The organism is Bremerella cremea (assembly GCF_003335505.1).
GTDB lineage: Bacteria > Planctomycetota > Planctomycetia > Pirellulales > Pirellulaceae > Bremerella > Bremerella cremea_A.
The window spans coordinates 87,360-101,244 of the sequence record NZ_QPEX01000024.1 but is presented as its reverse complement, the minus strand read 5'-3'; the positions used below and the strand labels follow the sequence as shown (position 1 = coordinate 101,244).

The 13,885-nt window shown below is 53.2% G+C and carries 10 protein-coding genes and 1 tRNA gene; 4 read left to right on the top strand and 7 right to left on the bottom strand.

Going from position 1 to position 13,885, the window contains the following annotated elements; translation table 11 throughout:
• The first annotated feature begins 230 nt into the window (after positions 1-230).
• Both DTL42_RS11795 and DTL42_RS11790 read left to right on the top strand, forming a co-directional pair.
• Positions 231-3,362: a hypothetical protein gene (locus DTL42_RS11795; RefSeq protein ID WP_114368928.1), complete on the top strand. Its 3,132-nt coding sequence runs from the start codon at positions 231-233 to the stop codon at positions 3,360-3,362.
• A 14-nt stretch (positions 3,363-3,376) separates the two neighbouring features.
• The gene (locus tag DTL42_RS11790; protein ID WP_158545340.1) at positions 3,377-6,481 is read left to right on the top strand and encodes a cytochrome c biogenesis protein; all 3,105 of its coding nucleotides are present in this window, start codon (positions 3,377-3,379) and stop codon (positions 6,479-6,481) included.
• A gap of 23 nt (positions 6,482-6,504) precedes the next feature.
• On the opposite strand, the gene DTL42_RS11785 is transcribed toward DTL42_RS11790, so the two are convergent.
• From DTL42_RS11785 to aroC, 4 genes are all read right to left on the bottom strand, one after another.
• Positions 6,505-6,891 (bottom strand): type II toxin-antitoxin system RelE/ParE family toxin, encoded by a 387-nt coding sequence (locus tag DTL42_RS11785; protein WP_114368926.1) that lies wholly within the window; start codon positions 6,889-6,891, stop codon positions 6,505-6,507.
• A complete protein-coding gene (locus DTL42_RS11780; protein WP_114368925.1) occupies positions 6,888-7,136 on the bottom strand; it encodes a ribbon-helix-helix domain-containing protein in 249 nt (82 codons plus the stop codon). The genes DTL42_RS11785 and DTL42_RS11780 overlap by 4 nt, the downstream gene beginning before the upstream one ends.
• 139 nt (positions 7,137-7,275) lie before the next feature.
• Positions 7,276-8,496, bottom strand: a complete 1,221-nt coding sequence (locus DTL42_RS11775) for a hypothetical protein (protein WP_114368924.1) — start codon at positions 8,494-8,496, stop codon at positions 7,276-7,278.
• A gap of 42 nt (positions 8,497-8,538) precedes the next feature.
• On the bottom strand, positions 8,539-9,684 hold the full coding sequence (gene aroC, locus DTL42_RS11770; RefSeq protein WP_114368923.1) for a chorismate synthase: 1,146 nt from the start codon (positions 9,682-9,684) through the stop codon (positions 8,539-8,541).
• Positions 9,685-9,886: 202 nt separating this feature from the next.
• Between aroC and DTL42_RS11765 the strand changes: the two genes are divergently transcribed.
• Both DTL42_RS11765 and DTL42_RS11760 read left to right on the top strand, forming a co-directional pair.
• The gene (locus DTL42_RS11765) at positions 9,887-10,912 is read left to right on the top strand and encodes a bile acid:sodium symporter family protein (RefSeq protein ID WP_114368922.1); all 1,026 of its coding nucleotides are present in this window, start codon (positions 9,887-9,889) and stop codon (positions 10,910-10,912) included.
• A 196-nt stretch (positions 10,913-11,108) separates the two neighbouring features.
• Positions 11,109-11,181: transfer RNA gene (locus DTL42_RS11760), tRNA-Glu, on the top strand.
• Here DTL42_RS11760 and DTL42_RS27140 read toward each other — a convergent pair.
• From DTL42_RS27140 to DTL42_RS11740, 3 genes are all read right to left on the bottom strand, one after another.
• Positions 11,144-12,442 carry a tyrosine-type recombinase/integrase gene (locus tag DTL42_RS27140; protein ID WP_425305523.1) on the bottom strand — a complete coding sequence of 433 codons (1,299 nt, stop codon included), beginning with the start codon at positions 12,440-12,442 and terminating at the stop codon, positions 11,144-11,146. The genes DTL42_RS11760 and DTL42_RS27140 overlap by 38 nt on opposite strands.
• A gap of 72 nt (positions 12,443-12,514) precedes the next feature.
• The gene (locus DTL42_RS27135) at positions 12,515-12,736 is read right to left on the bottom strand and encodes a helix-turn-helix domain-containing protein (protein ID WP_114368921.1); all 222 of its coding nucleotides are present in this window, start codon (positions 12,734-12,736) and stop codon (positions 12,515-12,517) included.
• A gap of 195 nt (positions 12,737-12,931) precedes the next feature.
• Complete coding sequence (locus DTL42_RS11740) at positions 12,932-13,807, bottom strand: hypothetical protein (RefSeq protein ID WP_114368920.1); 876 nt, start codon at positions 13,805-13,807, stop codon at positions 12,932-12,934.
• Positions 13,808-13,885 lie beyond the last annotated feature (78 nt).

Genomic DNA, 13,885 nt, shown 5'->3' with positions numbered 1-13,885 from the left:
GAGATCTGGGAGGAACTAGGTACCTAACACGTATTGGGCCCCGCTCCCCAATCGTCGGGTAGATGTAACGCCTAATCAAAATCGCCAACATTGCCGAAAGTATCGAGCCAAATTTGAATGCTGAGAGTGCTCAGCGGAAAGCGAGATCCCACCTAGGGGGAGGTTTCTTTCCAGCACTTGAAGTTCACAAACGCTCGCATCCCGCGCTTCCTGACCCCATGGAATAGAACGTGGCAAGACCCAAACTTGTCTCTCCCGACCAACCTTTTCTGGTTCGGGCACTGTTGTATACGTATCAATTCGCTGCTTCGCTGGGCTTGGCCGTGGTGCTGCTCAGCTTGATGGCCCTTGCGCTGATCTTTGCCACCTTTGTCGAGGCCACGTTCAATACGGACGTGGTGCAGTTCTACGTTTATCGATCGTGGTGGTTTGGTCTGATCTATGCGCTGTTAGGGGTCAACATTTTTTGCGCGGCCGCGATTCGTTACCCATGGAAACGGCATCAGACGGGGTTTGTCATTACCCATATCGGGTTGTTGATGCTGTTGTTGAGTGGTGCGATTAGCCGTAGCAAGGGAGTCGATGCCCAGGTTCATGTCTGGGAGAATCACGCCTCGGAATTAGCGTTTGATAACTCGTACTACTTCGATTTACGAATCGATAATCAGGCCAGTCTGCCACCAGAAACGCTTGGCCCGAAGACCGAAGGAGTCGAACGGCATGCCGTCGATTTCGCCCCTGGCATGTTTAACTGGTCGGCCTATCACGATGGCTTCGCCCATTGGAAAGTTGCCGAACCAGAGCTGGCACGTTGGTTCTCTCCCATTTTTTACGCTTCGATGCGAAACCGCGCTGGGAATGTTCTGTACAACCGAGACGACGTGCAACTGGAAGTGCTGGACTACTATGCCGACTGCCGTTGGTGGGACAACACACCTACCGTTCAGTTAATGATGAGCGTGCCGAAGATGCCGAAACAAACTTCGGACGGGCGAATGGAAGAAGGGGAAGAGCAATGGATGCCCACCCGTTTATCGGTTTTCAATGCTCCGCAACAGCCTAAATACCGATTTGGTGTCGGAGACAGTCAGCGTACTGGGGGGGGAACACTAACCTTTCACATGGCTGGCAACCGGGCGGCGACCGAGGCCTTCTTGAAGTGCGTGCCGGAAGAAGGCTCGATCGGGCCACAAGGGGAAGTCATTCTGTACGCTGGCGGCAAGCCAACCGTGATTCAAGTGGATCAACAGTTAGAAAAAGAGCCTCAAGAGCTGCCAGGGACCGATTTGAAATATCAGGTCAAAGCCTATTACCCCACGGCCCAACTCGACCAGGTTGGCGGGCAGCAATTCAGTTGGGTAGAAGTTCCTGAAGAAGAAGGAGCCGAGCCACGCAACCCGACGGTAATTATCGAGCTGTTCCAGGGGGATAAAAAGGTTGACGAATTAACCTTGTTAGCAAACATGCCGCAGATGAATATGCAGGCGTACGATTCGCAAGTCTTCGGCCACTATTGGTTCGACTTTGGCGAAAAAGACGCAGCACAGTTGATGCGTGGGGAAGGGGGATCGCGGATCGATTTGATCCAAGGGGTCGCCGAAGGAACCGAAGATGAAAACGACCCGGCGTCGAAACGCATCTTCTACCGCTATTGGAATCGCAAACAGGTCGTTGCTTCAGGCGAACTCAAACGCAAGGCCACCAAAGAAGATGCGGTCGAAGCATTCAAGATGCCGATTGCAACGCTCAATATGTATGTGGGTGCGTTCGTGCCATCCGATCGCCCTAAACCACAGCCCGAGAAGTTACCGTTTGGCACTTCAGGGCCACTCGCCAACACGCCAGCTGCTCAGGTGCGTTTGACGGTCGACGGCGAGACCGAAGAGTTTTGGCTCAAGGCGCACATCAACGAGCCAGACGTAGGCTTGAACGAACGTTCTACGCTGCACAAGGTGAAGGTCGGGGATCGTGAAGTAAAACTCTCGATGCCAATCCAATCGTACCCCATCGGCTTTCGCATTTACCTGCAACAGTTTGAACGCCGTCTTGATCCTGGTACCTCGCAGCCGTCGCACTACTCAAGTGACGTCGACTATCTCGATCGCCTGAAAGACCGTTACATCATGCGGCTCTCAGACGGAAAGATCGCGCCGATGGGTATCAATGGTGAGATCAATGCGACTTTTGTCGTGGCGCGTGGTGACCGGTTGGCTTGGATCGATGCCAACACACGTGCCAAGCCGATTATGGCGTCGAACCTGGGCGGGTTTGGTGAACCAGCGATTACGCTGGTTAATTCGGCGGCAACCGACCCCAAAAACTTGACAATAAGTGAAGATGGTAAGCAATTCTATTGGTTAGCCAAACAGTTCAATCGACTGACCGGCCAGGAGGCCGATGTGCTATTGCAGGCCAAGGCCGATGGCAGCGATAAGAGAGTGATCGCGTTGTTCGATCGTTCTCCGAGCGGTCTGGCCGTTGATGTTGCGGGAGGCTGGGCTTACTTCGGAAACGTGGCCGACAAGGCGATTGGACGCGTCAAGCTTGATGGCAGCGAAGTCGAGAACAAGTGGCTGGCCAGTGCCGGCAACGTGACGAGTGTGGCTCTTGATAGTAAAAACGGCCAGCTCTATTTTACAGACGACTTGAACGACATGATCGGCAAGACCCCGCTCGATTCCCCTGAGCTTACGCCGGTGTATACCTACAAGTCAGCAGGCAAGCCGAACAGTATCGCTGTCGATAGCGAGCGTGGGCGACTCTATTGGACCGATATTCAGCCGAACGGTATCGATCCGAATGCTCGAAAGCACTTGAACGATCCAATGTACTTGGGGGATGATGGCCCCAAAGAACAAGAGATTAACACAGTGATTCGCATGCTCGACTTAAACGAGAAGTCGGGCGAACCGGTGGTCTTTCACTCGCCGCTAATGGATGGGCTCGAGGGGATCTCGGTCGATCCGGAAACAGGCGACGTTTATTACACGCAGCGTGCTTTGTTAAAGCGTAATGTGTGGATCACAATGAACGCGCCAGACGATTTTACCGAGCCAGCTGGCGGACGCGACTTGCGGATCTTTCAGGAATCGTTCGATGGTCCTTACTTGGCTGGAACGCCCGAGTATCGAGAATTTGTCCCGGAACGAAGTAACGATTCCGAGGTTTACAAATCGGTGTTCTCGGTCAACTACGATCCTGGTACGGCGCTGCGGTATTGGGGCTGTTTGTTCGTGATTGGGGGCATCGCTTGCATGTTCTATATGCGAGCCTATTTCTTCAAAACAAAACGCACGTCTGATCCAAAGGCCCGCGCCAAGGCGCATCCGGCCAAGATTGAGACAGAAGTGGTGACGCGATAATGGCGGAGAGCAAAATGACCAACAGTATGCTGCGAATGGTGTTGTTCACCGTGGTGCTGCTGAGCAGCCTCGGGGTTGCCGGCACGCCAGTTTACGCAGAAGATTTTCCTTCTGACATCTGGCGAGAAATCCCCGTCTATCACCATGGACGGGTCAAGCCGATGGATGCCTACGCGCGGCAAGTGGTGCAGAAGATCACCGAGTTCAATAAGTCGAAGCCACGCTTTAACCTGGTTGACTATTACACCGAAGAAGAACTGAAGCAGCCCGAGATGCAGGCCGCTTTAGAGATCTTTCCTGAGGGGAAAGAACGTAAGTTCACGCCTGATGAACTGATCTTCGAGTGGAGCTTGCGGCCAGAGGCTTGGGAGCGAGTTCCCTTTATCTATCTTGGGCGAGAAGATGTCCGCGAAGAACTTGGTTTGCCGATCAATAGCCCTGGTAGCGTAAAGCTGAATTTCGTTTCTCCGCACCAAGTAGCGACCTCGGTCAAGCTACGTGAATACATCAATGGCATGCACCAGCGAGAGATGAAAAAAGGGCAAGGCGAGTCAGAAGATAAGCAGCCCTTGGATGCGTATATTTGGAAGGGGCTCGTTTTTCGTTACGCCGTTTATCGAGAGGTCTCGCTTGATCCACGCCTGCCGGTGATCTCGACTCCGCCGATTGCGCTCAGTGGTGCACGGGACCGATTCTTCTATCAAGTTCAAGAAGCCAATATGGTCTTGGATGGTGGGGGCGAACGGCCGCTTTATAGTCAACTGCAAACTTTACAGCAAATTGCCGGTGAGCATCCGCTCAGCCTTGGGGCGACGCATCTGCTTGGTTCCATTCAAGAACTGACCGAATTGGCTCGGGAGTCGATCGTGAGAACCGACGAGGTTCTTGGGAATAAAAATCCCACGCCGGTGATGCCTGCGGACCCGCTCAGTACTAAAGAGCTAGAGCCGCTTGTGAAGCGGTTCCGCGAAGATGCCGCCGCGATGGAACGCGTGTTGGAAGAACAGCGCGACACGGTGAATAAAAGTACGACGCTCTCTGAACGCGAGTACAACAACATCAAGCCGATGTTTCAATCGATGTTGGTTTATGTCCGCCAATTGGAACACATTGGTCTGGAAACCAATTTGGCGTTGTACGAGAACCCTCAAACCGCCGCGACCATGGACCGGGTGGGGAACTACTTGCAAATTGTGCCAGCTTTGAATCCATACGCCTTGAGTAAATCGCGTAATCCCAGCGACCTTGCTCAGCCGTGGCTCGGGCTGACAACGGTGTTGTACGGTTCCGAGGACCTGCTTCAGCCGTACAACATGAGCTTGATCAACGCCGTGAGGTCCGATTGGGAAAAGGTGCGTCAGGCTTATCTGGCCGGTGGTGAAACGAAAGGTTCTGGGTTGCGTGACGCAATGCAGAAACTGTCAGACGATTTGCATCGACTGGGCGAAGCCAACAACACCGAACGTAAAGTTGTGTTAGAAGAAACGCTCGGCCCAGACGAAGTCGATTCTGGAATTCTTGCTTACACCGCCTATCCACCAGTGGACAGCTACCGCATTGCGACCGAAGTCCGTTACAACACGCTCGATCCCTTTATGTACGCCTGGATTTTCACATTCATCGCTACCTTGGGGTTTGGCTTGGCCTTTACTGGCATGCGGAAAGCGATGTTCTGGACCGGCGTGACCTTTTTGTTAATTGGCATTGTTTGGTCGACGTATGGTTTTTACATGCGGGTTGTCGTTACCGGTTGGGCTCCGGTGACCAACATGTACGAGACGGTGATCTTTGTGCCGTGGGTCGTTTGTGCTTTGGGGCTGATGTTTCTGTTGCTGCCGATCTACGACCGGGGCCGCTTGGCTGCCTGGCGAGCGACAGCGATTCCCGGAATCTGGGAAGCTGCCGAGCTTACCGAAGCCCAACGCGAAATGTTCCCTTCCAACAAGCTTTGGCTTGGCTTTAACGTGGTGGCGGCAATTCTGCGGTTGCCGGTAACGCTGTTCATTGCCTACGCGTTGGTGGCTCTTCCGTTCTACGACGGCAATCGGCCGATCATTAATTTCGATTCCGTGAACTTCGGTGGCTCGGTCTTTTCGATCGTCCAAGGTCTCGTGATTAGCGTGATTTTGGTCGGAACTACCGTTCTGACGGCTTGGTATTTGCCGCGTCTGGTGATCTCCGCGATCTTGATGCCGCTGTTCTGTCTGTACGATTGGTTTGCCGTCGACAAGAAACTGAGCGATCGCTTTGAGAAGACCTACGACCGCACCTATTACGGGCTCGCTGCCGCTGCTTGTGGCACGTTTCTGTTGTGTGTGGCTTCGATTGCTCCGATTGTTGACACAGGCACGTCCCGGGTCTTGAATGCCGAGTTCTCGCCGCTTCAGCCGGTGTTACGATCGAACGTGTGGTTAACGATCCACGTGCTCACGATTGTGGCCAGTTACGGGGCTGGGATCTTGGCTTGGGGCTTAGGCTGGTTGGCGCTAGGCTATTACATGTTTGGCAAGTACCGTGCTCCGGTTGTGGCTAGTACGCTGAACGAAGGGCTCGCTCCGAAGCATGCCCATACTCCGCAAATGAGTTATCGTCCGCCGGAACAGTGCTTCATCTTGGGGCAGCAATGTTACCGAGCCATCCAGGTTGCTGTGCTTCTGCTGGCCACCGGGACGATCTTGGGCGGTATCTGGGCGGACGTGTCCTGGGGCCGCTTTTGGGGTTGGGATCCAAAAGAAGTTTGGGCCTTAGTGACGCTGTTGATTTACGTCGCTATCTTGCATGCCCGGTTTGCTGGTTGGTTCAACAACTTCGGTTTGGTGGTGGGAACCATCATCGGTTTCTCCTCGATTGTCGGCAGTTGGTACGGTGTGAACTTCCTGTTGCCGCTGTTCAAAGGGGGTGACGCTGTTGGTTTGCACTCGTACGGCAGTGGTGGCAAGGGAAGCGAAATCTTGGTCATGGGATTCGTCGCTGCTAACTGGATTGGCCTGGGGTTGGTCGCGCTTCGTTTTCAATTGTCGAAGCTATCGGTTGTCGATGAAAACGACGTGGAAGAAGTGGTCATTAAAACCGACCTGCCCGATCCGAAAGATACCAGCAACCTGGGCGATATCACCTAAGCGTATGTGTTGGACAGAGAGCCTTATTTCTGCTTGCCGCCTCTGGGCTTCCTGAGGCGGGTATGCAGAGCCTCGACTTCCCTTTCCAGCGAGGGCTGTAATTCGGCCAGTCTTGCTGGAAGATCCATACTGGTAGAAAGGATCGTCAAGACAAAGATCGTTTTGGGCGAGGCATCGCAGACGATCAAGTGCTTGTTCGCCCGATAGAAGCAAAAATCAGGGTGAAAGCTAGGTTCTGCACAAAGCAAATTTGGGTGGGACTGAATGCGATCGAAAGCCGCATTCAAGGAATCGAGATACTTGTCGGTAGCCTTTTTACCGAATTGCGTAAGGCTGAAGTTGACAATACCTTCCAAGTCAGAAATGGCCCTCAGTGTGAATTCCAGGTCCACTTTGCCTGAGCGACTCACTGCTCCGCTTTCTTGAGCATCGCCCGCACGTCCCCTTGGAACTTTACCGTGCGACCAGCGATTGCGTCTTCATAGCCTTCGATGATACTATCGCGGGCCCTTTGGGCTTCGATTTGAGCTTTGCGTTGACGCAAAACGTCGCGCACGAATTCACTGGGCGTGGCATACAGGGTGCCGTCGCCGCAGTTGGCGTCGATGAAGGCGCGAAGTTCGTCGGTAAGGGATAGGTTGAGAGAATTGGCCATCCGGTTTTCCTTCTATCACCAAGGCTTTGCCAGGAAGCTAGGTTGTAGGCCCAATAGTCCAGCTAAGATCTCTGGCATAGTTTAGTCTAGAGTGTGGGCAAATGATGTCAATATTTGCCATTCTCTAGGCTTGCGTTCGTTACCGGAGCGAGTTGTCCGAGCGGTCTGCCAGTTGAGGAACTGCCAGCCAGCGAGCCATATCTACCGACCGCTGCGAGGCAGGGACACTTGGCGTGTGGTCTTCATGAAAGACGCTTGCCAGGTTTGTTGCCGGAAGGTTGTTCACCAGGCCTTCCATGGCCAGGGGATGTTCAAGCCCGGCCAGCATAGTGCCGTGTGGCATGTTTGCGCACAGCCCGCTGAGCGTCAAACGCCCTTGGTCGTCGCGGAAACCGATAGCCAGTTCGTGATAGGCGATCAAGTCTTCATTTTGCGATGGAGGAATCACCCGCAGTTGAAGGTGCTGGGCGGCGCGATTGAGTAGTCGGCGTGATATCTGGCCGTTCTTCGAGGCCAAGACACCGTTCGCCCAATGGACGGTATTCTGGCGAATAATGACCGAGTCCAAGTAAAGATCGGCCCCGCCTGCCCCATGCAGGCCAAACTTGCTGGCCAGGGCCGTTTCTAAATTCATTTGATAGATGTTGCCGCGAAGTTCGACGTTTGGAGAATCGTTAACCAACTCGAACGTCATCTGTCCTTGGTAATAGGCATCGGCCCCGAGCCCAGCCAGTTGTGGTACGGCCATGGCCAAGCGATCAGTTAGCAGACGGTCCGTTTTCAGTTGCAGTTGCCAGGGGACGCCTGCGGTTGTATCCAGAGCGACTTGCAGAGTTGGTGAGTTATCGGTACTCCCAATCATCGCAATGCTGGTCAACGCCGGCTGAGTTGCAGGATTGTGGCGGATACTTAATTGCCGGAGCGGTGGTTGGTTGCCGTCCCGAAAATGAACCTCGGCCACGTTCAAGTGCAACTGTTGAGTCCCGCCACGTTTCAGCAGAATGCCTTCCTGGATGGTCTCCCACAGTCGATGACGCGATGCCCAGTCGATTTCTGCTTCATCGGCTGAAAGATGCCACGTGTTTTCGACTAGTTCGGCCTTGAGCACCGGAAAGACTACCGCGTCCTCGCCAGCCCGTTCCAGGTGAACATCTTCAAAGATCCACTTGGTTGGTTTCGGGTTATAGTAGCGAGCAATCTGGCACTTGAGGCCAATCGTTTGCGAGAGTTCGTGCTCGATTGCTTCGATCGCCCAGTTCGATTGGCGATAGGTAATCCACGAGAGGGTGCAGACCGTCGGTACGACACATCCCAACAGGAATGCGACCCGGCAAAGCAGGCGTCTCGTTGATTCGTGCATGCCGAACATCCTTGCTTGGCAGGCGAATTGTTGGGCCGCGGCTTAACGCTTCCGGGCCATGTCCATGAACAGTTGGTAACGGGCCTTCATTTCTTCCAGGCTGTCACCGCCGAATTTGTCGACCAACGCCACGGCGATTTCAAACGCCACGACACTTTCCACAATCACACTGGCGGCTGAAACCGCACAGACATCGCTTCGTTCGTACGACGCCGCATCTGCTTCTTTGGTTTCCAGATTGACCGATTCCAGTGGCTTGCGAAGCGTGCTGATTGGCTTTTTGGCTGCACGCACGACAATCGTTTGCCCGTTGGTCATCCCAGCTTCTAGCCCACCAGCATTGTTGGAAGGGCGGGTATAGCCAAGATTGACGCTATCTTGCTCGGAAGCGTCGTAGTGAATCGGATCGTGAACTTGCGAGCCGGGCAAGCGGGCGGTTTGGAAGCCCATGCCAATCTCGACCCCTTTGATCGCTTGCACCGCCATGACGGCTTGGGCCAGCTTACCGTCAAGCTTACGTTCCCACTGGGCATGGGTGCCAAGGCCAAACGGAGCACCGACCACGCGAACTTCGACAATCCCGCCGAGCGTGTCGCCTGCTTTGCCCGTTTTGTCGATCAGTTCTTTGAACTCAGGATCTTGGCCCGGGTTAAGCGAGTAGATGATGCTTTCATCACGCTTGGCAACCATCGCCTCGACATCATCAACGTTCTCTGGCCGCTCGATGGCAATTCCGCCTAACTCGTCGACAAAGCCGTAGACCTGGATATCGAATTCAGCCAAAAGTTGCTTGGCCAGGGCGCCGGCAGCAACACGAACGGCCGTTTCGCGAGCACTGGCTCGTTCTAGAATCGCACGAATCGGACCAAGGAACTTAATCGCTCCGGTCAGGTCACCATGTCCTGGGCGGGGGCGCGGCAAGTCTTCCAGGCGTTCTAGCTTGTAATCGCGATTGATGACCTGTAAGGCAATGGGGCTGCCCAAGGTCATTCCTTTCCAGACGCCAGTCATGACTTCGACCTTGTCGGTCTCGATCCGCTGTCGTCCGCCCCGGCCATATCCTCCCTGGCGCCGAGCAAGCTCGCGATTAATAGGTTCCTCGTCGATCGTCAGCCCGGCCGGAAAGCCGTCGATCATCGCGAGAAGGGTTTTACCGTGGGATTCGCCCGCTGTCCAATAACGCAACATTATGCAAAATAAAGACTTTGGCCCCGAGCGAGATTCCGCAGGCCGCTTCCGCTGAAGGGCCGGTCGGCGGTAAACTGCTCTAGGTGCCTAGGTTAAGTGCAAACCGATCTTCGATTCTAACCGCAACCCCGATCGGCAGATAGATCGGTTAGGCAAAAGAGTCTGTCTGGCGAACGCCAAACGGGCCAGAAAGCGAGGCGACGTGCGATCTATTTTACGACGACATTGGTTCCTGGCTGGCCTGATGGTCGTTGTATCGGTCGGATTTGCATTCTCAGAGCCGCTCCGCGAACTGCCGAACATGGCCGTTTTGCGGAACGGAATCGTGGTAACGGTTCTCTTTTTAATGGCCTTTCCGCTGGCTTTTGGCGATTTGCACAATGCCGTTCGCCGCCCAGCCGCCTCCCTGCTAGCAACCGGGATGAATTTTGGGGTGCTGCCACTGATTGCTTGGGCGCTTTCGCTGCTGGCTGCTGGCGATTTCGCAATTGGCATCAACCTGATCGCTGCGATTCCTTGCACGTTGGCTTCGGCTGCCGTTTGGACACGAAGGGCAGGGGGGAACGATTCGGCTGCGTTGGTGGTGACAATCGTGACCAATTCACTTTGCTTTCTGGTAACCCCCTTCTGGCTCCTGTGGACCACCGGAAGTGAAATCACCATCACCGTTTGGCCTGATCCGACCGGCAAAGGGCTGTCGTTGGTCGACATGGTCAGCAAGTTGTTTGTGCTGATCGTCTTGCCGATGGCATTGGGGCAATTGGCTCGCTTGATACCTAAGGCAGGCGACTGGGCATCGCGACATAAATTCTCGCTCAGCATCATCGCTCAAATCGGAATTTTAGCGATGGTTTTGCTGGGATGTATCAGTTGCGGCCTGAAGCTCCGCAGCTTGCCTGCCGCAGAAATGCCGACCCTCTTTTCGTTTGCCACAATGATCGTGCTGGTGCTGACGGTTCACTTCTCGACGCTGGTCATGGGGGCTGGAATTGCCCGACGGCTGAGGTTTAGTCGCCCTGATGAGATCGCGATTGCTTTCTCTGGTAGTCAAAAGACGCTGATGATTGGTTTGGCGATTGCGACGGAATTTTACACGGCCAGTCCGCTGGCCATCTTGCCGATGGTCGCTTACCACGTGGGCCAACTTTTCCTCGACACGGCTGTGGCCGATCATTACCTGCGTAAAGATCGCCAAGCCAATTTCTCGCCTGGCGAAAAGATGCCCTAAGGCTACGCCGCCGCGAACCACTCCTCAGCCAAGCTGTCTAAGTCAGATAGGCCGCCACCCACTCGGCCAGAACACCCCACGCTGGCCACTGGACGGGCGTCAAAAAACCGTTATAACATGGGTAATACACACATCATCGGCCTCGCCTCACGCAATTCGCCCCGGCCAGCCGAAGAAAGTAAACAGCACCCACCATGCCCCCTTCGTCTAGTGGCCCAGGACGTCGGGTTCTCAGCCCGAAAACAGGGGTTCGACTCCCCTAGGGGGTACTTTCTGGCCTTTCGTAAGTCCAGTGTCTGCAACAGTTTCTGATGTAAGTGCTTTCCCCTCATGGGGTTCCTGCTCTTCTGTGCTTTTCGCCGCTTCAACCTGCGGCGTTGATTTTGGCACACTTTCATCACCAACGGCGCTAGTTTTAGCTCGCGTTGCCTCTCTAAAGTGTGATTCCTTGACCTTCAGGTAATGCTTCAACGCCACAAGCTCGGAATTGCCCATCCATTCAATCACTACATGCATTGGGTATTCGTCTGCAAGTTCGTTTTGCCGCGACGTTCGCAGATTTTGAAAAAGCCTTTCCCATGGGGTGATACCAGCTTGGGTTAGGATTCTCTTGAACTGAGTTCGAAGGTTCGCGTTCTTGTTTCGATACTTGGTTATCACGAAACCGGCTTTATCCTCGGCGGAATCATGAGCTTCGCGAAGCAGAGGAATCAGTTCTGGGAATAGTGGAATGACGCGGTGTGATTTGCCGTGGTGCTCAGTTTTGGGGGATTTGACTTTGATTCGTCCTTTATCCCAGTCGATGTCGCACCATTCGAGAGCTTGAATCTCGCTGGGGCACCGAAGCCCACCGTAGCGTGCCAAAGTGATGACAAGCTTCATCTCGATTTCAGGTGTCTCAGAAATTGCCTTGTCGATTACGTCCCGTTCAACGAAGAAGTTACGGCTTTCGTTTCGTTCTCCTCCTGCCTTTAGGTGTTGAAACGGATTGATCCTGACGAGATCTCTGCGTTTAGCCTTCGTGAAAAAGTGTTTGGCGTGCTTGATGGCCTTGCTGATCGTGGCTTTGCTGTAGCGGTAATTGATCAGCGACTGATGCCATTCATCGGCGTCGCCTTCGCTAATCTCGTCTAGGAACCGATCCTCACCAAAAAAGTCCGTTAGCTTTTTCTGGCTGTTGGTATAGTTGCGAATGGTATTGGGTTTTGAATTTTCCCGAGATTGGATGTAGGCGGAAATGAACTCACCCAATTTCTGCCTCCGAATGCTATCGCAAAGGCCTAGTTCTGCGAGCCAATTCACCAAGTTCTTCGGAGCTTCATTTCGTAGCCAGCCATCAGTCTTCGCGTTCAACTCTGCGTTGGACTTCTTTACATCTACGAGATTCTGGATGTGCCCAGCAACTGTATCGGCGTGTTGCTTGCTCACTCTCCCAAGCTGACGAGAATGCCGACGTTTTTCAGCATCGTAGAATTGAATCCGATATCGCCACTTGCCCTGGGCATCTTTATTTCGTGTTACACTTGCCATGATTTTTCTCCTTAGGTGATTTAGTTGAATTTAAGCCAATTGGCTGAATTGTGGCTTCGCCGATTCGTGCATTTAGCGGCTATATTTTGGCGAAACGTGGGTATTGTTTTTCACGAACTCATCGAGGTCGGAATGTGCGTATCGCACTCGTTTCCTCTTGCCCGTTCCGATTCGGACGCAAGCTATTTCTCCGTTTTTGGTTAATTGCCAAAGTAGTCGGGGCGATATTCCCAAGATTGCCGCAGCTTCTTTAGGTGGAGCTAGAAGAAGGGGATTCGATTTGGATTTGGACATTCGTGTCTCCCATGTGAAAGAAAGGTTGATGACCACTTGTGTGGTCCTACCTATGGGAGAAATTCAGGTTGTTCAGCTTCCGAACACCGGAACGCAGATTGCGGAAGTGCCGTGCAGAAAAGGGCTTATGATCGCAAAGAAATTTTTTCAAGCGTTCGATGATCGAACCAAACGATCGAACAATGGGGCTGATTGTTACTCGCTGTCAGGAATCTCGAAGTCCTCGGAGATTTGCCGCATTGGTTCAATATCGCTTTTACGAACTAGAAACTTTTCGATAGCTCCTTCTCGACATAATCTCTGATATTCATGGTGTCCGCCGGCAAATCTTTTGAAGAACTCAGATGCAGTAGACTTCGATACGTCTGCCATCCTAGCTAATTCGCTGACGCCAATGGGGGCGCTGTTCGGCGTATCGCCGCCTTGGTGGTGCTTCTCTAGTGCCCCAAGGATTTTCGATTGAGCATCGCCCGAGGCGGTACTCTTCTTTTTTCGGATGGACGTTGTCGTTTCACCATGACTAGATGTCGCACTCTTCGAATCGAACGGGTTAATGGATTCGACGGCTTTGTGCCCATTTTGGGCCAATTCACTTAACCGGTAACCATAATCAGCGTAGTAGTTGAACTCCCAATTCGATCGACTTCGGGCCAGCATTTCGTAAGCCAGATTTCCGATCTCTCTCAGAATGGCAGCTACTTCATCGAAGCCAGGTGGCGGAGACTCGACGACTGAGATTGATTGAAGCAGAATTTGCCGAAATTGCTTGATTTCAAACTCGTAGATGCAAAGAATCTTGCGTTGCGAAGATGAAATGGCTTCCTCGGAAAGTGCCTCAAATTTATCTTTGAAAACCTCCGATAAATCACGGTAGCTTTCTACCGTTTCTCCGTCGTGATATGTCACGAGGACGCGACGTCCGTTGTCATCCTCGCCTATTGTTTCTTGATGAGTACCACCTCGCAGTCGGTACGCCTTGGTTCTCGCAAGTTTGCTCCCCAATTCCTGAGCGAACCGAATAGCTTCCGATGCTTGGTTGATGGCTGTTAATTTCGCGTGTACTTGACTCATTTACTTTGACTCGACGGCTGGTCGTGCGGATTTCGGAACAACTTACATCCTAGAAAGTTTGTTCAATCAATCCTATTC

Excerpts from the sequence above, each read along its gene's own strand:
- DTL42_RS11790 (WP_158545340.1), top strand. The coding sequence starts at position 3,377 with ATGACCAACAGTATGCTGCGAATGGTGTTGTTCACCGTGGTGCTGCTG.
- DTL42_RS11780 (WP_114368925.1), bottom strand. The coding sequence starts at position 7,136 with ATGGCCAATTCTCTCAACCTATCCCTTACCGACGAACTTCGCGCCTTC.
- DTL42_RS11775 (WP_114368924.1), bottom strand. The coding sequence starts at position 8,496 with ATGCACGAATCAACGAGACGCCTGCTTTGCCGGGTCGCATTCCTGTTG.
- aroC (WP_114368923.1), bottom strand. The coding sequence starts at position 9,684 with ATGTTGCGTTATTGGACAGCGGGCGAATCCCACGGTAAAACCCTTCTC.
- DTL42_RS27140 (WP_425305523.1), bottom strand. The coding sequence starts at position 12,442 with ATGGCAAGTGTAACACGAAATAAAGATGCCCAGGGCAAGTGGCGATAT.
- DTL42_RS27135 (WP_114368921.1), bottom strand. The coding sequence starts at position 12,736 with ATGTCCAAATCCAAATCGAATCCCCTTCTTCTAGCTCCACCTAAAGAA.
- DTL42_RS11740 (WP_114368920.1), bottom strand. The coding sequence starts at position 13,807 with ATGAGTCAAGTACACGCGAAATTAACAGCCATCAACCAAGCATCGGAA.